This window comes from Mesorhizobium sp. WSM4308 (assembly GCF_002294905.1).
In the GTDB taxonomy this organism is placed as follows: Bacteria; Pseudomonadota; Alphaproteobacteria; order Rhizobiales; family Rhizobiaceae; genus Mesorhizobium.
The window spans coordinates 107,963-127,444 of sequence record NZ_NSFW01000006.1 but is presented as its reverse complement, the minus strand read 5'-3'; the positions used below and the strand labels follow the sequence as shown (position 1 = coordinate 127,444).

The following is a 19,482-nucleotide window of genomic DNA, read 5'->3' as shown; positions in this document are numbered from 1 at the left end:
GTAACGGGCTAGGCTCGGCGACTTCGCCCTAGCCTTTACGCCCGAATTGCGTAAAAGAGGCTCTAGAGATCAGAGTAAGCGGCCGAGACGGTCATGTCTCCGGCATGTGCGATCTTGCGGTCATAACAAGCCCATATCTCGCCACCGCATTGCTTGACCCAGCGATGACAGAAGGAAAAATCGGTGGGAAGGTCGACGTCCGGCGTCACGATCTTCGAGAACAGCGTTAGGAAATTCTCGAAACGGGCGGTGTATTTGTTGTTTCTGTAGCGGCCCCGATTTATCGCTTCAGGCAGTTTCTCGATCATCTCTCCTATGCAGTCGCGGGACACCAAAAAAATGCCGGTGCCACATGACTCCACCCGGACAAAGCCGCCCATTTCCTGCCGGGGTTCGGTGACGGTTCCAAGGAATTCCAGGCTTTGCGCATAGGCTTTTTCGAAGGGGAGCGCCGAGAGGGCGTGGAGTTTTTGAAGGTCGATCACGCGGCGAGGATATAATGTGCCGACCACAGGCTTGTTCAACTCAAGCATCGCCCCGATGAGTCCGGGCGAGAAGCCCATGTCGCTGTCGATCATCAGGATGTGGCTGCAATCCGGCTTGTTGTAGTAGAAGTTCGTCAGCAGGTAGTTTCGGGAAAACGGAATGTCGGTATATTCAATTTCCGATAGGCTGAACGCGTAGCCGGACAGACTTTTGTGGGTCAGGGTTGCGAACAGGCTGCGGACGAAGATGCTCTTGTAGGCTGCCCCGTAAACCGGCAGCGCAAGGTTGATTTTGCCCGGCATTTTGTCCTCCACCGTTGCTACCCGGATATCGAACCAGGCGCATGTAAATCCCTTTTTCCTATCTTTGAAACGATCCTTGATGTAAAAATCGCGTCCGCAGCGGATTGAGGCGCCTATGGGCGAAGGAGGTGCCGATATGACCTATCAACGCAGCTCTTTTGCACTCCTTGCCGTGCTGCTGCTGATGATGCTGTCCTCTGCCCGCGCGGCCGTGGAAGGCAACGCGGCGCCGCCGCATCACAATCGACTGGCGATCGTCATCGGCAACTCCAGCTACCACAACGACAGGCTTCCACATCTTGCCAATGCCTCGAATGACGCAATCGTCTTATCGGAGACGCTGAAGAGGCTCCACTTCGACGTTGTGACAGGCACGGACCTTTCGTACGCCGGTTTCGACGAGCTGTTTGCCGATGCGGCCGCCAAACTGTCGAAGGCGGATGCGGTTCTGATCTTCTACGCCGGTCACGGCGTGCAGATTCAGGGCGAGAACTATCTGGTGCCGACCGATGCCAATGCCGAAAGTATCGACAAGCTTCAGGCGAGTTCAGTCAAACTCAACGATATCATGACCAAATTTGCCAGCCGCGACCGTCAGACCTTTATTTTCCTCGACGCCTGCCGCAACAACCCGGTAGCTGCCGCCGGCGCACAAAGCGCGGGTTTGGCGCAGGTCGACATTGGCGAAAACAGTTTCATCGCGTTCGCCACCCAGCCGGGCAACATAACCGTGGACGGTGGCGGACAGAACAGCCCGTTCACGACCGCGCTTGTGCACAATATCGAGATTCCGGGACTGAGCGTTTCGGACATGATGATTCGCGTCCGCAACGAAACCGAGGCCCTGACCGTCGGAAGGCAGGTGCCCTGGGATCAGTCGAATCTGCGCGAGCAGTTCTATTTCACCGAGGAGCAGACACTTGATCCGGCGCAATTGAGCGCGAGCCTGTCGCAAATTCTCTCGGATCCGGCTGCCAAGCAGAAGCTCGTACAGGAACTGGCTTCTTACGACCTTCAGACGGCGGTCCTGATCGTTGGCCAGACGCTCCGCTCTGTCGATATCTCCGGCCAGCAGGTCGAGGCCTCGCCTTCCGCGAGCGGGACAAAGGTGGCCAGCCTGTCGCCGCCCAGTAACATTGCCGACGACCGGCAGAATGTCGTGTCGGGGCTGAAAACCCTGATTGTCGGCACGCCGGACGGACAGGGACAAGTGGACAAGGACAACAGCCTTGCGCGCAATGTTCAAACAGAGTTGCGCCGGCTCGGTTGCTATCGGCTCGACGTGGATGGCGACTGGGGCAGCGGCTCGGTACGCGCGTTGACCGATTACTATCGCAATCGCAAGCAGCCAGCGGTGTCGACCGACCCGACATTCGAATTGTTGAGCGACCTCTTCCTGCAATCCGGGCGCGTGTGCAGGCAAGCCGTCATCGTCAAGAAAAACAAGGATCCAGCCAGAACGAAACTGGTTTCGGACGAGAGCACGTCTTCAGGAAACCGGTCAAAGGCGCAGTCAGCGAAGAAACCCCGCGCCAGCCGTGCGCCTGCCGCACCACCTCCCGACATTAGCGGGGGAATTGGCATCGGTGGGGTATTTTAGAACGACAGGCAACCGAGCGGCCGCCACAATGTCGGGACATGGCGACCGTTGGCGATTGCTGCTTTCAATGCCCGAACGCCAGCGCCGGTGCGATCCGGTCGCGGCGCAGCCAGCGCGCCAGAAGCAGCGCCGCCACCACCGCCAGCCCCGATGACAGGCCGATCCAGATGCCGACGCCGTGGAAGCCGAAATGGAAGGCGAGCAGCACGCCGAGCGGCAGGCCGACGCCCCAATAACCGATCGCTGCGTAAATCATCGGCACCTTGGTGTCGTGCAAGCCGCGCAGCATGCCGGCGGCGACCGCCTGCGCGCCGTCGAAGACCTGGAACAGTGCGGCAAACACCAGGAACGACACGGCAAGCGCGATCACCCGGGCATTGGCCGGGTTGGCGAGATCGATGAAGGCGCTGATCAGCAGATGCGGCCACAGCACCATCACCAACCCCATCAGCGCCATGAACGAGACGCCGATGACGAAGGCGGTCCAGCCGGCACGCGACACGCCTTCCGGATTGCCGGCGCCATGCGCAAGCCCGACGCGCACCGTCACCGCCTGGTTGAGACCGAGCGGAACCATGAAGGAGATCGAGGCGATCTGGATCGCAATGGCATGCGCGGCAAGCGAATCCGCGTCGATCAGCCCCATCAAAAGGGCTGCCGCGTTGAAGATCGTCACCTCGAAGGCGAGGATGCCGGCGATCGGCAGGCCGAGCCGCAGCAGGCCCTTGAAGCGCGGCCAGTCGGACCGCCAGAAGCGGCCGAACAGGCGGTAGCGCCGGAACTTTTTCTCCAGCGTCACCACGAGAGCCATGCCGATGAACATCAGCGTGCTGGAGAGCGATGTGGCAAGGCCCGAGCCGGCAATGCCCATGGCCGGGACACCGAGATTGCCGAACATGAACACCCAGTTGAACAGCGCGTTGCAGGCGACGGCGACGAAGACGATGATCAGCGCCCAGCCCGGCCGCTCCAGCGCCGAGATGAACGAGCGCAGCACGATATAGCCGTAGAAAGGCAGCACCGCCCATTCCAGCCAGCGCAGGTAGATGCCGGCCTGATGCGCCAGCGCGGGTTCCTGGCCCATCGCCAGCAGGATCGCCTCGCCGTGCCAGAGCACGATCCAGATCGGCATCGAGATCAGGATCGCCAGCCACAGGCCCTGGCGCACGGTGCGGCGCAGGTCGCGCACCGAATAGCCGCGGCGGCCAAGCTCGGTGGCAATCATCGGCGAGGTCGCCAGCATCAGGCCAAGGCCGAAGATCAGCGGCATGAAATAGAGGTTGGCGCCGAGCGCGCCGCTGGCCAGCGTGTCCGGCCCGAGCCTGCCCATCATCATGACGTCGGTGGCCGTCATCGCGGTCTGGCCAAGATTGGTCAGCACCATCGGCCAGGCGAGTGCCAGCGTCGCCCTGATTTCCTGACGCCAAAGATTTTCCGGCGCGCGAGCGCCGGCTTCGATCGCAGACATTGTTCCGCTCTTTCAAGGTTGCGGCGCATCGGCATAAGGCCGGAAGCCGCATTGCAAACGGCAAAACCTTCGGTTTCGCAGCGTTTGCGCCGTCTATTGAACGAAATGCGACATGATGGCAAGGGAGGAGGATCGGGCACCGATTGAGCCAGCGCCATTCCAGGGGGTGCCGCAACCTCGTTCCCTTGCCGGCCGCTGGCTGTTAGGGATTGCCGTGGAGACCGGCAGCCGGCGAACCCGCCGGGAGGAATGGATGGCGTTCAGGCAGCGAAAGAACACGGCCGCAATTCCGCGCACGGCGCCGGCCTTCGAGCACATCGTTACCGAAGCGAGCGACAGTTTCCTGTGGCGGCTGGATGACTATCCCTGGGAACGCAATGTCTGGAACTTCCATCCGGAATACGAAATCCACCTGCTGCGGAAATCCTCCGGCGTGGTCCTGGTCGGCGATCACATCGGCGAATTCGGGCCGGGCTACCTGACTATTGTCGGCGGCGGCCTGCCGCACGACTGGGTAACGGCGGTGCAGTCGGGCGAGCTGATCGAAGGCCGCGACATCGTCCTGCAATTCGATGCGCAGAGGCTGCGCGGCTCGGCGGGCCTGCTGCCGGAACTGCGCGAACTGGAGCCGTTCCTCGAGCGCTCGCTGCGCGGCATGGTCTTTCACGGCCGCACGGCACTGGAAGGCGCCGAGCTGATGGAGCGGATGGGAACCGTGCATGGGCTCGCCCGCCTCTGCCTGTTCCTCGAACTGGTCGACCTTCTGGCCAGGACCGACGAATACGAGCTCTTGTCGTCGCCGGATTTCTCGCCGGTTCTCGACGCCGCCTCGCTCGACATCATTCAGCGCACCCTGACCTATCTGTTCCAGCATTTCGCCGAGGATCTGAAGCTGCCCGACGTTGCCGAACGCGCCGGAATGAGCGAGAGCACATTCTCGCGCTTCTTCCAGAAGAACACCGGCAACTCCTTCAGCGACCACCTCGCCAAGCTCCGGCTCTGGCAGGCCTGCAAGCTCCTGGCCGACACCGATGTCGCGATCACCGACATCTGTTTCCAGGTCGGCTACATGAACATCTCCAACTTCAACCGCGCCTTCCTGCGCAGGCACAAGATGACGCCGTCCTCCTATCGCAAGCTGTCGCGCCAGCGCCTGACGATGCGCGCATAAGCACAGGCTAAATCAGCGGCTTTCACGCGATCGATACTCATGTGACGGACTTCGTTGCAGAGTACCGGATTTTGCGCTGCACAATGCATAAAAGTACAGGTTTGCTGCAACGGGGCTTCTAGCTTGGCCCGGTTGAACTCCGCATTTTGGCGATGGGTGGCTTGTCGCTCGGGCGATGGTGAGGATCGCGGAGCCCGAGGACTTGCGCTTCCTGCGAATGTTCCTGGAGGAGAAAAATCAATGAAACCAATTCGGCTCGCTGCGGGCTTGGGCGCAGCTTTCATGCTTTCCGCTACCGTATCAACCATCGCGCTGGCGCAGGCGCCGGTCTGCTCGGCGCCGGTCAAGGTGCTGGCGCAGCCGCGCGACGGCCTGACGCTTCTGGAGGATTCCAAGGCCGAGTTCGAGAAGCTTGCCGGCGCCGGCTTCCAGATCGACTATCTGAACGAGAACGACCGCCGGGCGAAATCACGCGCCGATGCGTCCACCGTCGGCAATTACAACGTCTACTATGTCGACGAAGCCAATGTTGCGCTGTTTGCCTCGTCGAAATGGATCGTGCCGCTGACCGATTATTACCCGGCTGACTATGACTATGCCGACTTCGACCCCGGCCGCCAGAAGGTCGCCACCTATGACGGCAAGGTCTGGTTCGCGCCGCTGACCGGCGGCGGCGACCTGATGGTCTACCGCAAGGACGTGCTCGAGGCCGCCGGCATCCAGCCGCCCAAGACGCTGGACGAACTGATCGCCGACGTGCCGAAGCTCACCAACCCGGACAAGGGCATGTATGGCATCGCGTTGCGCGGCGCACGCGGCTCGGGCGCCAATGTCTGGCGCTGGATGCCGTTCTTCAAGGCCTATGGCGGCCAGTGGTTCGATGGCGACAAGCCGGTCTTCAATTCGGACGCCGCCGTCAAGGCGACCGAGACTTACCTCAAGCTGTTCAAGGATTCGGCACCCGGCACGCAGACCGGCAGCTGGGATGAATCGACCGGCGCCTTCCTGTCCGGCCAGGTCGCCATCCTCGTCGAATCGACGCCGCTGTCGGGCATGGCGGTCGATCCGAAGACCTCGCAGGTGGTCGGCAAGATCGGCTTCCTGCCGCCGCCCTCGCCGCTGCCCGGCGGCGGCTACGGCCATGGCCTCGCCATCGCGGCGAAGGCCAATGCCGACGATGCCTCGAAGAAATGCGCCGGCCTGTTCATCGCCTGGGCGACATCGAAGGAAAACGAGAAGCGCCGGCTCGACGCCCACCAGTTCGGCGAGCTGAACCGCACCAGCATCTTGGCCAGCAAGGAGTTCGCCGACATCTACGGCGCCGATCTCGGCCAGGCGCTGGCCGAAACCGGCAAGGCCACGGCGGTCAACTTCTGGCAGGATCCGCGCTGGCCCGATCTCGGCGACCGCTGGGGCATCATTCTCGAGGAACTGGTGACGGGCACCCGCACCGACATCAAGGGCGGCCTCAACGAACTCGATGCCTATGCCACCGAGCTGGCCAAGAAGAAATAACGCCATCCTCCCGCCCGTGGCGCGCGGTCCGCGGCATTGTCCGCAATGCCAGGACCTGCGCGCCGCGGGACTTTGCCCAATGAGGAAATCATGCCGACACGACCGAGACGCAAGCGAGGATAGATGCCCATGGCCCGACGCACGTCGCTCCCTGTCACCTTCGTCGTTCCGACCATCGCCATCCTTCTGGTGCTGTCGATGGTGCCGACGCTCTACGCCATCGTCATCGCCTTGCAGAACCGCGAGTTGAGCACGCCCGATTATTCCTGGGTCTGGCTGTCGAACTTCGTCGACCTGTTCCTCGACCGCCGCTTCCTCAACGCGGTCTGGGTGTCGGTGAAATGGGAGATCGTCACCGTCGTCGCCACCATGGTGGTGGCGATCGGGCTCGGCGTGCTGATGTTCGAGGTCGCCAGCCCACGCCTGCGCAATGTCTACTGCCTGCTCTTCATCATCCCGGTTCTGTTGCCGCGCGTCTCGGCGGCCTTCGTCTGGAAGTTCGCCTATCACCCGCTCTACGGCATCGCCACCTATCCCTACAGGCTCGTCACCGGCGGGCTGATCTTCGACCCGTTGTCCAAGCCGGCGACGGCCTTGTTCGCCGTTGCGTCGGTCGATGTCTGGCAATGGGGGCTGTTCTTCGCCGTCATCGTGCTGAAACTGCTCGAAACCCTGCCGCCGCAGCCGATCGAGGCGGCGCGGCTCGACCATGCCAGACGCTGGCAGATCCACGCCTATGTCACCTTGCCGATGCTGAAGGCGCCATTGATCAGCCTGATGTTCGTCAAGATGATCGAATCGCTGCGCTCCTTCGACCTGATCTATGTCATGACCCGCGGCGGTCCGGGCGTTGCGACCGAGACGCTCGACATGTACGCTTTCTCGCAAGGCTTCATCGAATCCGGCAAGGTTTCATACGCCTCGGCCATGGCCGTGCTGATGATGATCGCCACCGTCATCACCTTCACCATGCTGTGGAAGCGGGTGCAGGCATGAGGCCCGGCAGACTGATCGGCAAGGCCATTTTGGCGCTGGCTGGGTTCCTGGCCGTGTTCCCGCTGCTGTGGACGGCTCTCAATGCGCTCAAGAACAATGTCGACATCATCACCCGCGTGCCGCGCCTGGTGTTCACGCCGACGCTTGCCAACATCGGCTATATCATCGGCCGAGACAGCGTGCTGACCGGGCTCTACCACTCGGTCGTCGCCTGCGGGTCGGCCGTGCTGATCGGCGTCGTGCTCGGTCTGCCGGCGGCTTACGCGGTGGCGCGCTATCCCAACCGCTGGGCTGGCGACATTCAGTTCTTCGTCCTGTCGCTGCGCTTCCTGCCGCCGGTGGCGGTGGCCATCCCGCTGATGGTGATCTGGCTGCAGGTCGGCCTCTACGACACTTTGCCGGCGTTGATCATCACCTATTCGCTGCTCACCATCTCGGTGATCATGTGGCTCGCCATCCCGGCCTTCCAGAGCGTGCCGAAGGAGATCGAGGAAGCCGCCTTCGTCGACGGCTACGGCGCCTATTCGGTGTTCTGGCGCATCGCGCTGCCGGTGGCCGCCCGCTCCTTGGCAGGGGCGGTCGCTTTCAGCTTCGTGCTGGTCTGGAACGAATTCCTGATCGCGCTGATGCTGTCGAGCTCCAACGCCAAGACCTTGCCGATCGTCGCGTCCGAACTCTCCCAGCAAGGCATGAACGTGCCATGGGGCATTCTCAACGCCTCGGTCGTGCTCCTGTCGCTGCCGCCGCTGCTGTTCCTCGGCGTGCTCAGCGGCTTCCTGAATTCCGTTTTCCGGCAAAAAAAGACTTGATGTGAGGATTTCCCGATGCGGGCACTGGTGCTTGAGAAAAAAGGCGAACTGTCGCTGCGCGAGATCGCGCTGCCGCTCGATGTCGGACCGGACGACGTCAAGATAGCCATACACACGGTCGGCGTCTGCGGCAGCGACGTGCATTATTACACGCATGGCGCCATCGGCAGCTATGTCGTGCGCGCGCCGATGGTGCTCGGTCACGAAGCCGCGGGGACGGTCGTCGAGACCGGCGCCAATGTCGAGACGTTCAAGGTCGGCGACCGCGTCTGCATGGAGCCGGGCGTGCCGAACCTGTCGTCGCGCGCGACGAAGCTCGGCATCTACAATGTCGACCCCGACGTCAGTTTCTGGGCGACGCCGCCGGTGCATGGCGTGCTGGCGCCCTATGCGGTGCACCCCGCCGCCTTCACCTACAAACTGCCGGACAATGTCTCCTTCGCCGAGGGCGCCATGGTCGAGCCCTTCGCCATCGGCATGCAGGCGGCAAGCCGAGCCCGCATCGTCCCCGGCGATGTCGCCGTCGTCGTCGGCTGCGGCCCGATCGGCATCATGATCGCACTTGCCGCCCTGGCCGGCGGTTGTTCGAAGGTGCTGATCTCCGATTTTTCCGCACCCAAGCTGAAGATCGCCGCGCAGTACGCCGGCATCGTGCCGGTCAATATCGGCGAGCAGTCGCTGGCCGAGGCGGTCGCGGCGGCGACCGACAAGTGGGGTGCCGATATCGTTTTCGAGGCCAGCGGCAGCCCGAAGGCCTTCGCCGATCTGTTCGATGTCGTGCGGCCGGGCGGCGCGGTGGTGCTGGTCGGCCTGCCGGTGGAACTGGTGGCCCTCAACGTGCCGGCGGCGATCTCGAAGGAGGTGCGCATCGAGACGGTGTTCCGCTACGCCAACATCTTCGACCGCGCCTTGCAGCTGATCGCCTCCGGCAAGGTCGACCTCAAGCCGCTGATCACCGGCACCTATGATTTCGCCGACAGCATCGAGGCATTCGAGCGCGCTGCCCAGGGCAATCCGGAAGACGTCAAGCTGCAGATCCTGCTCACCGGCGAGAAGGGATGATCATGTCCGCGATCGTTTGCTCCCATGTCGACAAGGCCTATGGCGCCACCACGGTCATCCGCGATCTCAACCTCAGCATTGAAGAGCACGAATTCGTCGTGTTCCTCGGCCCGTCCGGCTGCGGCAAGTCGACCTTGCTGCGCATGCTGGCGGGGCTGGAGGACATCAGCGGCGGCGAGGTCTCGATCGGTGGCAAGGTGGTCAACGACCTCGATCCGGGCGACCGCGGCATCGCCATGGTGTTCCAGAACTACGCGCTCTATCCGCACATGACGATCTTCGACAACATCGCCTTCGGGCTGCGGCGCCAGAAGGTGCCGGCGGCCGAGATCCGCAAGCGTGTCGACGCGGTGTCGAGGACGCTCGGGCTGGACCCTTACCTCGGCCGCAAGCCGGCCGAGCTTTCCGGCGGCCAGCAGCAGCGCGTCGCCATTGCCCGCGCGATGATCAAGACGCCGAAAGTCTTCCTGTTCGACGAGCCGCTTTCCAATCTCGACGCCAAATTGCGCAACCACATGCGCGTCGAGATCGCGCGCCTGCACCAGTCGCTGAAGACCACCACCGTCTACGTCACCCACGACCAGCTGGAGGCGATGACGCTCGCCGACCGCATCGTGCTGCTGAAAGAGGGTGTCATCGAGCAGATCGGCCCGCCGGCGGAAATCTATCTGCGCCCCGCCAACATGTTCGTGGCCGGCTTCATCGGCACGCCGAACATGAATTTCGTCGAGGTGACGGTCGGCCGCACAGGCAATGGCTGGACGTTGACCGGCGCCGGAACGGTTCTTTCTATCGAGGGCCGGGGTTTCCATCTGCGGCATGGCGACCGCGCCGTGCTCGGCATCCGGCCGCCGGACCTGAAGACGGCCGGCGCCGCCGGCATATTGCAAGGCACGGCCGATCTCATCGAATTCCACGGCAATGATGCGCTGGTGACGTTCGGCTCCGGCGGCAAGGAGATCAGCGCGCTGGTCCCGGCGCGTGAATGCCCGGCGCTGAATGCCCCTGTCCGCTACACATTCGAGGAAGAGGCCATCCATTTGTTCGACGCCACGTCGGGCGCGTCGCTGCGCAAGCAGTAGGCAAAGGCCTACCGGATGGCGTCGAGCGCCTGGCGCTGGCGGTGCATCTCCAGGAAGATACGGTAGTCGCGATCGAAGCGGGCGCCGGCGGCCGGGTTGGCGGCACGCCTCTTGCCGCCTTGCTGCATGGCAAGGCAGGCGGCGTTGAGGTCGGGGAAGAGCCCGGCGGCGGTGGCGGCGACCATGCCGGTGCCGAGAAGCACCGCCTCGTCGGCCAGCGGCTCGACCACCGTGCAGCCGGTGGCGTCGGCGTAGAGTTCCATCAGCAGCGGGTTCTTGGTGTGGCCGCCGGTGACATGCAGCGTGTCGATCAGATAGCCGTTCTCGTTCAGCGCCTCCAGCACATGGCGCACGCCGAGCGCGATGCCGACGGCGGTGCGCCAGTAGAGCTTGCACAGGCTGTCGAAGGACGAATCCAGCGTCAGCCCGCTGACGACGCCAACGGCATGCGGGTCGGCGAGCGGCGAGCGGTTGCCGTGAAAATCCGGCAGCACATGCAGGCGTGCGGCGAGGTTCTCGCCCTCGGCGGCGCGCAGTTCGGCGACTCGTTTGGCGATTTTGGCATGCATGGCGGCGTCCGGCTCGCCGCCGGCGCCGTGCCAGCGGATGATGTGGTCGAGCAGCGCGCCCGTGGCCGACTGGCCGCCTTCCGACAGCCACAGCTTCGGCAGCGCCGCGCCGTAATAGGGCCCCCAGACGCCGGCGAAAGGTTGCGGGTCGGGCGACATCGCCATGACGCAGCTCGACGTGCCGGCGATCAGTGCCAGATGCCGGCTGATATCCTGCTCGTCGCCGGCAAAGCCGCCGAGCACGCCAAGCGCGCCGGCATAGGCGTCGATGACCCCGGCGCCGACCCGGCAGCTTTGCGTCAGGCCGAGCTCCGCCGCCGCTTGCGCCGTCAGCGGACCAATGTCGGCGCCGACTGGACTGGCCCGCTCCGGCAGATTGCCGTGCTCAAAAAGGTCGTCGAGGCCGACGATCTCGAAGAAATCGCGCTGCCACGCGGTGCCTTCATGCGCCAGATAGGTCCACTTCGCCGTCAGCGTGCATTGCGAACGAGCGAGCGAGCCGGTCGCCTGCCAGGTCAGGAAATCGGCCAGGTCGAATAGATAGCCGGCTTCATTCCACGTATCTGGCAGATTGCGCTTCAGCCACATCAGCTTTGGCGTCGCCATCTCCGGCGACATGACGCCGCCAATATAGTTGAGCACCTCGTGGCTGCTCGCCGTGCATTCATCGGCTTCGGCGATGGCGCGGTGGTCGAGCCAGACGATGGTGTCCCAGCGCTTCTCGCCGGTGGTCGAAACGCTGAGCTGATTGCCTTGCCGGTCGCGCACGACCAGCGAGCAGGTGGCGTCGAAGGAGATGCCGACGATATCTTGCGCGGCGACGCCGGCTTTTTCGCGGGCGGCACGCACGGCGGCGCAGACCGCCGACCAGATATCGCGCGAATCATGCTCGGCATGATCGGGCTTCGGCTGGTTCATGGCGATCGGCCGATCGGCGCGGCCAAGCAAGGTACCACTGGCATCGAGAATGCCCGCGCGAGCGCTCCCGGTGCCGACATCGACCGCGCAAACAAACTGTTTCGTCAAGATGCTCTAACTCTCGCTCCCAGGCCTGCAATCAGATCGGGCAATTGCAGCATGTCAGCGAATATAAAGTCCGGTTCACTCGACGCAAGCCGCGCTTTCAAAGCGGGGTTGCCGGCATGCGCACCGCCGGTGAAGGCAAGGACGCGCATGCCGGCCGCGCGCGCCGCCGCGACGCCGGCCGGACTGTCCTCGATGACGAGGCATTTGCGCGGATGTGCCTGCATGATGGCGGCGGCGTGCAGGAAAAGGTCGGGCGCCGGCTTTCCCTTGGCCACCATGGCGGCGCTGAACAGATGCGGCTCCATCAACCCGAGCAGACCGGTAACGTCGAGCGCATAGCGGATGCGCTCAAGCGTGCCCGAAGAGGCGACGCAGAACGGCAGGCCGAGCTTCGGCAACATCTCCCTGACGCCGGGGATCGGCTTGAGCTCCTCGCGGAATTTTCGCATCAGGTCGACACGCATGGCGGTCAGATGTTGATCGCTGATCTCCAGGCCGAAGTCGCGGGCAAGGATCTCGCGCACGCTTTTCATGCTCTTGCCGAGGAAGTGCTCGTAGGCAGCGTCCTCGCTGACAGTGCCGCCGGCACGTTCGATCATGCCGAGCAACGCCGAGACGGAGAGCGCCTCGCTGTCGACCAGAACGCCATCGCAGTCGAAGATGACCAGTTCAGGCGTCATGATGGCTGATGGCTCTCAGAGCTCGCCGGCGATGTAGCGGGTCAGCGTGGCGCGCGCGCCATTCGCCCACAGCACGTTGAGCGCATGGCCGAAGGCCTCGACGAATGCCTTGGCGCGGCCGACATCGCCATAGATGTCCTCCATGGCGAGCCAGGCGGCGGGCGCCTCCTTTGCCGCCTTTGCCGTCGCCTGCAGCCGGTCCCAGCTCGGGTCGTTGGGTTCGATGACGGCGCCGCTGTCTGACGTGCCGAAGCAGTAGCGGCACCACAGCGCCGATTCCAGCGCCAGGCCGGCGACGCCTTTTCCGGCCTTCAAGCGGTCGGCGATGGTCGGGATGATGAATTTCGGCTGACGGTTGGAGCCGTCGAGGCAGAGCCGGCGGATGGTGTCGCCGATCTTGGGGTTGGAGAAGCGTTTCTCGATGAGCTGGTAATAGTCCTCCAGTACTGTGTCCGGCACCGGCGGCACGGTCGGGATGATCTCGTCATGCTCGAGCTTGTCGAGAAAGCCGCGCACCAGCGGCTCCTGCATCGCCTCATGGACGAAATGGATATCCATCAACCCGGCCGGATAGGCGATCGTCGCATGGCCGCCATTGAGGATGCGGATCTTCATCAATTCGTAGGGGGCGACATCCCTGACGAACTGTACGCCGACCTTTTCCAGCGGCGGCCGGCCATCGGTGAAGCGGTCTTCCAGCACCCATTGCCGGAACGGTTCGCAGAACACCGGCCAGGCGTCCTCGACGCCGAAATCCTCGGCCAGTATGCCGCGCTCCCGGTCGGTGGTGGCCGGCGTGATGCGGTCCACCATGCCGTTTGGAAAGGCGACGTTGCTGCTCACCCAACTGGCCAGATCCTCGTCGATCAGCCGCGCCAGGCCGATGACGCCGTCAGAGGTGACATGGCCATTATGGGGGATGTTGTCGCAGGACATCACGGTAAACGGCACGGTGCCCTCGTCGCGCCGGCGCAGCAGTCCGGCCAGGATGATGCCGAACACGGTTTTCGGCGTCGCGCCCGGCTGCGCGTCGGCGACGATGTCCGGATGGGCCGGGTTGAAGACGCCCGACGCCGGGTCGATGAAATAGCCGCCTTCGGTGATGGTCAGCGAAACGATCTTGATCGCCGGGTCGGCCAGCCGTTCGATGATGCGGGCCGCATCGCCGGGCATCAGGAAGTCGATCATGGCGCCGGTAACGCGGGCGCTCATATGGCCCTCATCCTGCTCGACCACCGTGGTCAGCCAGTCCTGCTCTTCGAGCTTGCCGCGCCCGATCTTCTCGCCCTCGAACACGCCGGCGCCGACCAGCGCCCAGTCATGGCCGACACCTGAATTGAACAGATCGTCGAGATAGACCGCCTGGTGCGAGCGATGGAAATTGCCGACGCCGAAATGCACGATGCCGGCCTTGAGCTTCGAGCGGTCGTATTTCGGAACGGCAACATTGCCGGGCAGGCTGGCGAGGTTTGAAGACGAGAGTTTCACGGTCATCTGTTTTACCCTTTGGCCGGCTTCGGCCTCGTTACTCCGCCCTCCCGTCCTCTCTGGAGAGGGTAAGGGACGGCATATGCCTTATGCGGTCGATGGGGGCCTCGGATATCGGCCTCTGCTCCTCGCGGAGGGACGAGAAGCAGAGGCCGCCCCCCCTCAACTCATCCACTGGCCGCCATCGACATTGTAGGTCTGGGCGACGATGTATTCGGCCTCGTCGCTGGCCAGGAAGACGGCCATGCCGGCGAGGTCCTCCGGCCTGCCCATGCGGCCGTAAGGCACCCCTTCGCCGACAAGCCGCTTCTTCTCGCCCTTCGGCCGGTTCTCGTATTTGGCGAACAGGGCATCGACCTGATCCCACATGTCGCTGTCCACGACCCCGGGCGCGATGCCGTTGACGTTGATGCGGTGCCTGATCAGGTCGAGCCCGGCCGACTGGGTCAGCGAAATGACGGCGGCCTTGGTGGCGCAGTAGACGCCGACCAGCGGCTCGCCGCGCCGTCCGGCCTGGCTCGCCATGTTGATGATCCTGCCGCCCTTGCCGCGTTCGATCATCGAGCGGGCGGCCGCCTGCAGCATGAACAGCGTGCCTGCCACATTGACGGAGAACAGTTTTTCATAGCTCGCCCGCGAAATCTCGACGATCGGCGCCAGGTCGAACAAAGCGGCGTTGTTGATCAGTATGTCGAGGCCGCCGGTCCTCGTCTCGACCGCCTTCACGGCGGCGTCGATGGAGGCCTGGTCCGTGACATCGAGTTTGACCGCATAGGCCTTGTCGCCGATCTCTGCCGCCGTCTTTTGCGCAGCCTCGAGATTGATATCGGCAATGGCAACGACAGCGCCTTCGCGCGCATAGGCTTCGGCGAAGGCCTTGCCGATACCACGCGCCGATCCCGTGATCAGCGCCGATTTGCCTTTCAGCCTCACGTCGCCATCGCCTTGCCGTCGGGGCCGAAGCGATGCAGCTTGGCCTTGTCGGGCGTGAGGTAGATGGTATCGCCATGATGCACGGCCAGTTCGCCGTCGGCACGCACCGTCAGCGGACCGACGCCGTCGGTCTGGACATGCAGGAAGGTGTCGGAGCCCAGATGCTCGGCAACGCCGACGGTGGCCTTCCATTCGCCCGCCGTGGTCGAAATCTGCATGTGCTCGGGGCGGATGCCGATGGTCTTGGCGCTATATTTGGCGGCCGGAGCGCCCTCGACCAGGTTCATCTTCGGCGAGCCGATGAAGCCGGCGACGAACAAATTGCGCGGCGTCTTGTAGAGCTCCATCGGCGAGCCGACCTGCTCGATATTGCCGGCATTCAGCACGACGATCTTGTCGGCCATGGTCATCGCCTCGACCTGGTCGTGGGTGACGTAGATCATGGTCGTCTTGAGCTGATGGTGCAGTTCGCTGATCTCCAGCCGCATCGTGCCGCGCAGGGCGGCATCGAGGTTGGACAGCGGCTCGTCGAACAGGAAGGCCGAGGGTTGGCGCACGATGGCGCGGCCGATGGCGACGCGCTGGCGCTGGCCGCCGGAGAGCTGGCCGGGCCGGCGTTCGAGATAATTGGTGAGGTTCAGGACCCGCGCCGCGTCCTTCACCTTCCGGTCGATGGTAGCCTGGTCCTCGCCCGCCATCTTCAGCGGGAAGGCGATGTTCTTGGCCACTGTCATATGCGGGTAGAGCGCGTAGGACTGGAACACCATGGCGAGCTTGCGCTTGGCCGGCGCCTCGCCGGTGACGTCGCGGCCGTCGATGTTGATGGTGCCGCCGCTGGTGTCCTCCAGCCCGGCGATCAGCCGCAGCAGCGTGGACTTGCCGCAACCGGACGGGCCGACGAAGACGACGAACTCGCCATTCTCGATCACCAGGTCAATGCCCGGAATAATGACCGTCGACCCGAACGATTTGGAGACGTTCTTGAGCGTGATGTTTCCCATGGTTTCCTCCCCGAGGGGTTATTGTCCGACGTTCTTGAGCGTCACGTTACGCCACGGCTTACTTCACGGCGCCAAAGGTCAGGCCGCGCACCAACTGCTTCTGGCTGAACCAGCCCATGATCAGGATCGGGGCGATCGCCAGCGTCGAGGCCGCCGAAAGCTTGGCCCAGAACAGGCCTTGCGGGCTGGAGAACGAACTGATGAAGGCAGTCAGCGGCGCTGCCTCCGTGGTGGTCAGGCGGATCGTCCAGAACGCCTCGTTCCAGGCCAGGATGATGTTCAAGAGCATGGTCGAGGCAATGCCGGGCACCGCCATCGGGGTCAGCACATAGATGATCTCGTTCCACAGCGAGGCGCCGTCCATGCGCGCCGCTTCCAGGATCTCGCCGGGGATCTCGCGGAAATAGGTGTAGAGCATCCACACCACGATCGGCAGGTTGATCAGCATCAGCATGACCATCAGGCCGATGCGGCTGTCGAGCAGGCCGGTGTCGCGGAAGATCAGGTAGATCGGGAACAGCACCGCGACCGCCGGCATCATCTTGGTGGACAGCATCCACATCAAAATGTCCTTGGTCCGCTTGGTCGGCGAGAACGCCATCGACCATGCCGCCGGAATGGCGACCAGCAGGGCCAGGACGGTCGATCCGACCGAGAGCAGCACCGAATTGAAGAAGAACTTGAAATAGCCGCTCTGCGCCTGAACCTCGGTATAGCTCTCGAAAGTTCCCGACGGGATCAGCGCGAAGCCCTGGATCGCCTCCTGTTCCGACTTGAACGAGGTGATGATCGTGTAGAGGATCGGGAAGAAGATCAGCAGGGCGACGATCCAGGCGGCTACCGTCGCGATCGTCTTGTGCTGGGTGGTGACTGCACGGGCCATCTTGTCCTCCCTTACTTGTCGAGGTTCTTGCCGACCGCGCGCATGGCGAAGAAGGCGACGATGTTGGCGAGAATGACGGCGATCACACCGCCTGCGGATGCCTGGCCGATTTTGAACTCCAGCAGCGCCTTCTGGTAGACGAGGAAGGGCAGGTTGGTGGAGGCGTAGCCGGGGCCGCCATTGGTGGTGACGAGGATCTCGGCATAGACCGAGAGCAGGAAGATCGTCTGGATCAGGATGACGACGGTGATGGCGCGCGACATGTGCGGCAGCGTCAGATAGATGAAGCGGCTGATGAAGCCGGCGCCGTCCATCTCGGCGGCTTCCTTCTGTTCGCCGTCGAGCGACTGCAGCGCGGTCAACAGGATCAGCGTCGCGAAAGGCAGCCACTGCCAGGCGACGATGATGATGATCGCCGTCATGGGATGCTGCCCGAACCAGTCGATCGGTTGCGCCCCGAAGAAGCGCGCTATGTCGGCGAACACCCCATATTGCGGGTGCATGATCATGTTCTTCCAGACCAGCGCGGCCACCGGCGGCATGACGAAGAACGGCGAGATGACGAGGATGCGCACGATGCCCTGTCCCCACATAGGCTGGTCGATCAACAGCGCCAAGAGGATGCCGCCGATCACCGTGATCAGCAGCACGCTGATCACCAGGATCAAGGTGTTGAGGATCGACTGCAGGAAGGCCGGGTTGGAATAAAACAGCGCGTAATTGGAGAAGCCGACGAACCCGTCGCGGATCGGGTTGAGCGGATTGTACTGCTGGAAGGAGAACCAGATGGTGATGACCAGCGGCACGATCATCCAGACGAACAGCAGCACGACGGATGGTGCCATCATGAAACGGGCAAGCGAACGGGTCTGCTGAGTAGCCATGACGGTCACCCTTCAATGGTCAGACTGGAATTTTCAGAGGCGTTGAAGGCGGCCGCCCGAGCTGGGAACTCGGGCGGCCGTTGCCGGTCGAGGAGGCAACCGGCATTCGGCACCGGGAGGAGCCTTACTTGATATACCCGCCTTCGGTCATCGCCGCGGTGGCGGCGTCCTGAGCCTGCTTCAGCGCATCGTCGACGCTCGACTGGCCGGCAAGAGCCGCCGAGAAGAGCTGGCCGACCGTGGTGCCAAGGCCCTGGAATTCAGGGATGGCGACGAACTGGACGCCGACATAGGGCACCGGCTTGACGGTCGGATGCGTCGGGTCGGCGGCGTTGATGGAGTCCAGCGTCATCTTGGCGAACGGAGCCGCCTTCTGGTACTCGGCATTGGCATAGAGCGAGGAGCGCGTGCCCGGAGGAACGTTGGCCCAGCCTTCCTTCGAAGCGACGAGCTCGGCATAGTGCTTGCTGGTCGCCCACGACACGAACTTCTCGGCGGCGTCAGCCTTCTTGGTGCCGGCCGGAATGGCGAGCGACCATGCCCACAGCCAGTTGCCGCGCTTGCCGAGGCCATTGTCGGGCGCCAGGGCATAGCCGACCTTGTCCGCGACCTGGGATGCCTTGGGATCGGAGACGAAGGAGGCCGCGACGGTGGCGTCGATCCACATGCCGCACTTGCCCTGCTGGAACAGTGCCAAGTTTTCGTTGAAGCCATTGGAGGACGCGCCCTCGGGACCGTCGGCCTTCATCAGGTCGACATAGAACTGCAAGGTCTTCTTCCACTCGGGCTGGTCGAATTGCGGCTTCCAGTTCTCGTCGAACCAGCGGGCGCCGAAGGAGTTCGACATGGCGGTCAGGAAGGCCATGTTCTCGCCCCAGCCGGCCTTGCCGCGCAGGCACACGCCGTTCACGCCATTGGCGCGGTCGGTCATCTTGTCGGCGGCCTGCTTGATGAAGTCCCAGGTCGGCGCGTCGGGCATCTTCAGTCCGGCTTTCTCCATCAGGTCCTTGCGGTACATGACGAAGGAGCTTTCGCCGTAGAAGGGCGCGGCGTAGAGCTTGCCATCGACCGAAAGACCGCCGGCGATGGCCGGGATGATGTCCTTGACATCATAGTCGTCGCCGAGCTTGTCGAGCGGCAGCAGCCAGCTCTGCTTGGCCCAGATCGGAACCTCGTAGGTGCCGATGGTCATCACGTCATACTGGCCGCCCTTGGTGGCGATGTCGGTGGTGACGCGCTCGCGCAGCACGTTCTCTTCGAGAGTGACCCAGTTGAGCTGGATGTCGGGGTTGGCCTTGGTGAAGTCGTCGGTCAGCTTCTGCATGCGGACCATATCGCCATTGTTGACCGTGGCGATGGTGATGGATTCGGCATGTGCGGCAAAAGCGAGAGCGCTGGCCGACAACAAGCCCAGGGTGAGCGTGCGCAGTTTCATCAAATTCCTCCCATGAACCAAGATGAGCATTTGCCTTGGCTGTGAGCAATTACTCACTTGCCGTGAATTATGTCAAGCCGGATTCGATGCTG

At 63.3% G+C, this 19,482-nt stretch carries 17 protein-coding genes; 7 read left to right on the top strand and 10 right to left on the bottom strand.

Going from position 1 to position 19,482, the window contains the following annotated elements; genetic code table 11:
• Nucleotides 1-62: 62 nt before the first annotated feature.
• Complete coding sequence (locus tag CK227_RS13040) at nt 63-788, bottom strand: hypothetical protein (protein ID WP_095773434.1); 726 nt, start codon at nt 786-788, stop codon at nt 63-65.
• A gap of 136 nt (nt 789-924) precedes the next feature.
• Here CK227_RS13040 and CK227_RS13035 point away from each other — a divergent pair, with 136 nt between their 5' ends.
• A complete protein-coding gene (locus tag CK227_RS13035) occupies nt 925-2,388 on the top strand; it encodes a caspase family protein (RefSeq protein WP_095773433.1) in 1,464 nt (487 codons plus the stop codon).
• 64 nt (nt 2,389-2,452) lie between these two features.
• Here CK227_RS13035 and CK227_RS13030 read toward each other — a convergent pair whose 3' ends face one another.
• On the bottom strand, nt 2,453-3,856 hold the full coding sequence (locus CK227_RS13030) for an MATE family efflux transporter (RefSeq protein WP_095773216.1): 1,404 nt from the start codon (nt 3,854-3,856) through the stop codon (nt 2,453-2,455).
• 253 nt (nt 3,857-4,109) lie between these two features.
• Here CK227_RS13030 and CK227_RS13025 point away from each other — a divergent pair, with 253 nt between their 5' ends.
• From CK227_RS13025 to ugpC, 6 genes are all read left to right on the top strand, one after another.
• The gene (locus CK227_RS13025) at nt 4,110-5,027 is read left to right on the top strand and encodes an AraC family transcriptional regulator (RefSeq protein WP_095773432.1); all 918 of its coding nucleotides are present in this window, start codon (nt 4,110-4,112) and stop codon (nt 5,025-5,027) included.
• 282 nt (nt 5,028-5,309) lie between these two features.
• A complete protein-coding gene (locus tag CK227_RS13020) occupies nt 5,310-6,542 on the top strand; it encodes an extracellular solute-binding protein (RefSeq protein WP_245318139.1) in 1,233 nt (410 codons plus the stop codon).
• A gap of 129 nt (nt 6,543-6,671) precedes the next feature.
• Nucleotides 6,672-7,538: a sugar ABC transporter permease gene (locus tag CK227_RS13015; protein WP_095773214.1), complete on the top strand. Its 867-nt coding sequence runs from the start codon at nt 6,672-6,674 to the stop codon at nt 7,536-7,538.
• Nucleotides 7,535-8,347, top strand: coding sequence for a carbohydrate ABC transporter permease (locus tag CK227_RS13010; RefSeq protein ID WP_095773213.1), 813 nt, complete (start codon nt 7,535-7,537; stop codon nt 8,345-8,347). Before CK227_RS13015 ends, CK227_RS13010 begins: the two co-directional genes overlap by 4 nt.
• A gap of 15 nt (nt 8,348-8,362) precedes the next feature.
• Nucleotides 8,363-9,409 (top strand): NAD(P)-dependent alcohol dehydrogenase, encoded by a 1,047-nt coding sequence (locus tag CK227_RS13005; protein WP_095773212.1) that lies wholly within the window; start codon nt 8,363-8,365, stop codon nt 9,407-9,409.
• A gap of 2 nt (nt 9,410-9,411) precedes the next feature.
• Nucleotides 9,412-10,491, top strand: a complete 1,080-nt coding sequence (gene ugpC / locus CK227_RS13000) for a sn-glycerol-3-phosphate ABC transporter ATP-binding protein UgpC (protein ID WP_095773431.1) — start codon at nt 9,412-9,414, stop codon at nt 10,489-10,491.
• An 8-nt stretch (nt 10,492-10,499) separates the two neighbouring features.
• Here ugpC and CK227_RS12995 read toward each other — a convergent pair whose 3' ends face one another.
• The 8 genes from CK227_RS12995 to CK227_RS12960 all read right to left on the bottom strand — a co-directional run bounded on the left by CK227_RS12995 (nt 10,500) and on the right by CK227_RS12960 (nt 19,390).
• Entirely contained in the window at nt 10,500-12,086 is a 1,587-nt protein-coding gene (locus CK227_RS12995) for an FGGY-family carbohydrate kinase (RefSeq protein ID WP_095773211.1), read from the bottom strand.
• Nucleotides 12,083-12,766: an HAD-IA family hydrolase gene (locus CK227_RS12990; RefSeq protein WP_095773210.1), complete on the bottom strand. Its 684-nt coding sequence runs from the start codon at nt 12,764-12,766 to the stop codon at nt 12,083-12,085. Before CK227_RS12990 ends, CK227_RS12995 begins: the two co-directional genes overlap by 4 nt.
• A gap of 15 nt (nt 12,767-12,781) precedes the next feature.
• Nucleotides 12,782-14,260 carry a mannitol dehydrogenase family protein gene (locus CK227_RS12985; protein WP_095773209.1) on the bottom strand — a complete coding sequence of 493 codons (1,479 nt, stop codon included), beginning with the start codon at nt 14,258-14,260 and terminating at the stop codon, nt 12,782-12,784.
• Between the two features lie 156 nt (nt 14,261-14,416).
• A complete protein-coding gene (locus CK227_RS12980; RefSeq protein WP_095773208.1) occupies nt 14,417-15,187 on the bottom strand; it encodes an L-iditol 2-dehydrogenase in 771 nt (256 codons plus the stop codon).
• On the bottom strand, nt 15,184-16,188 hold the full coding sequence (locus CK227_RS12975; protein WP_095773207.1) for an ABC transporter ATP-binding protein: 1,005 nt from the start codon (nt 16,186-16,188) through the stop codon (nt 15,184-15,186). The genes CK227_RS12980 and CK227_RS12975 overlap by 4 nt, the downstream gene beginning before the upstream one ends.
• A gap of 58 nt (nt 16,189-16,246) precedes the next feature.
• Nucleotides 16,247-17,071 carry a carbohydrate ABC transporter permease gene (locus CK227_RS12970; protein ID WP_019862521.1) on the bottom strand — a complete coding sequence of 275 codons (825 nt, stop codon included), beginning with the start codon at nt 17,069-17,071 and terminating at the stop codon, nt 16,247-16,249.
• Between the two features lie 11 nt (nt 17,072-17,082).
• A complete protein-coding gene (locus CK227_RS12965) occupies nt 17,083-17,955 on the bottom strand; it encodes a sugar ABC transporter permease (RefSeq protein ID WP_027047618.1) in 873 nt (290 codons plus the stop codon).
• Between the two features lie 124 nt (nt 17,956-18,079).
• Complete coding sequence (locus tag CK227_RS12960; RefSeq protein ID WP_095773206.1) at nt 18,080-19,390, bottom strand: sugar ABC transporter substrate-binding protein; 1,311 nt, start codon at nt 19,388-19,390, stop codon at nt 18,080-18,082.
• Nucleotides 19,391-19,482 lie beyond the last annotated feature (92 nt).

Coding starts and splice junctions, on each gene's coding strand:
- CK227_RS13025 (WP_095773432.1), top strand. CDS start 4,110: ATGGCGTTCAGGCAGCGAAAGAACACGGCCGCAATTCCGCGCACGGCG.
- ugpC (WP_095773431.1), top strand. CDS start 9,412: ATGTCCGCGATCGTTTGCTCCCATGTCGACAAGGCCTATGGCGCCACC.
- CK227_RS12990 (WP_095773210.1), bottom strand. CDS start 12,766: ATGACGCCTGAACTGGTCATCTTCGACTGCGATGGCGTTCTGGTCGAC.
- CK227_RS12960 (WP_095773206.1), bottom strand. CDS start 19,390: ATGAAACTGCGCACGCTCACCCTGGGCTTGTTGTCGGCCAGCGCTCTC.
- CK227_RS13015 (WP_095773214.1), top strand. CDS start 6,672: ATGGCCCGACGCACGTCGCTCCCTGTCACCTTCGTCGTTCCGACCATC.
- CK227_RS13040 (WP_095773434.1), bottom strand. CDS start 788: ATGCCGGGCAAAATCAACCTTGCGCTGCCGGTTTACGGGGCAGCCTAC.
- CK227_RS13030 (WP_095773216.1), bottom strand. CDS start 3,856: ATGTCTGCGATCGAAGCCGGCGCTCGCGCGCCGGAAAATCTTTGGCGT.
- CK227_RS12975 (WP_095773207.1), bottom strand. CDS start 16,188: ATGGGAAACATCACGCTCAAGAACGTCTCCAAATCGTTCGGGTCGACG.
- CK227_RS13035 (WP_095773433.1), top strand. CDS start 925: ATGACCTATCAACGCAGCTCTTTTGCACTCCTTGCCGTGCTGCTGCTG.
- CK227_RS13005 (WP_095773212.1), top strand. CDS start 8,363: ATGCGGGCACTGGTGCTTGAGAAAAAAGGCGAACTGTCGCTGCGCGAG.
- CK227_RS12965 (WP_027047618.1), bottom strand. CDS start 17,955: ATGGCTACTCAGCAGACCCGTTCGCTTGCCCGTTTCATGATGGCACCA.
- CK227_RS13010 (WP_095773213.1), top strand. CDS start 7,535: ATGAGGCCCGGCAGACTGATCGGCAAGGCCATTTTGGCGCTGGCTGGG.
- CK227_RS13020 (WP_245318139.1), top strand. CDS start 5,310: ATGCTTTCCGCTACCGTATCAACCATCGCGCTGGCGCAGGCGCCGGTC.
- CK227_RS12970 (WP_019862521.1), bottom strand. CDS start 17,071: ATGGCCCGTGCAGTCACCACCCAGCACAAGACGATCGCGACGGTAGCC.
- CK227_RS12985 (WP_095773209.1), bottom strand. CDS start 14,260: ATGACCGTGAAACTCTCGTCTTCAAACCTCGCCAGCCTGCCCGGCAAT.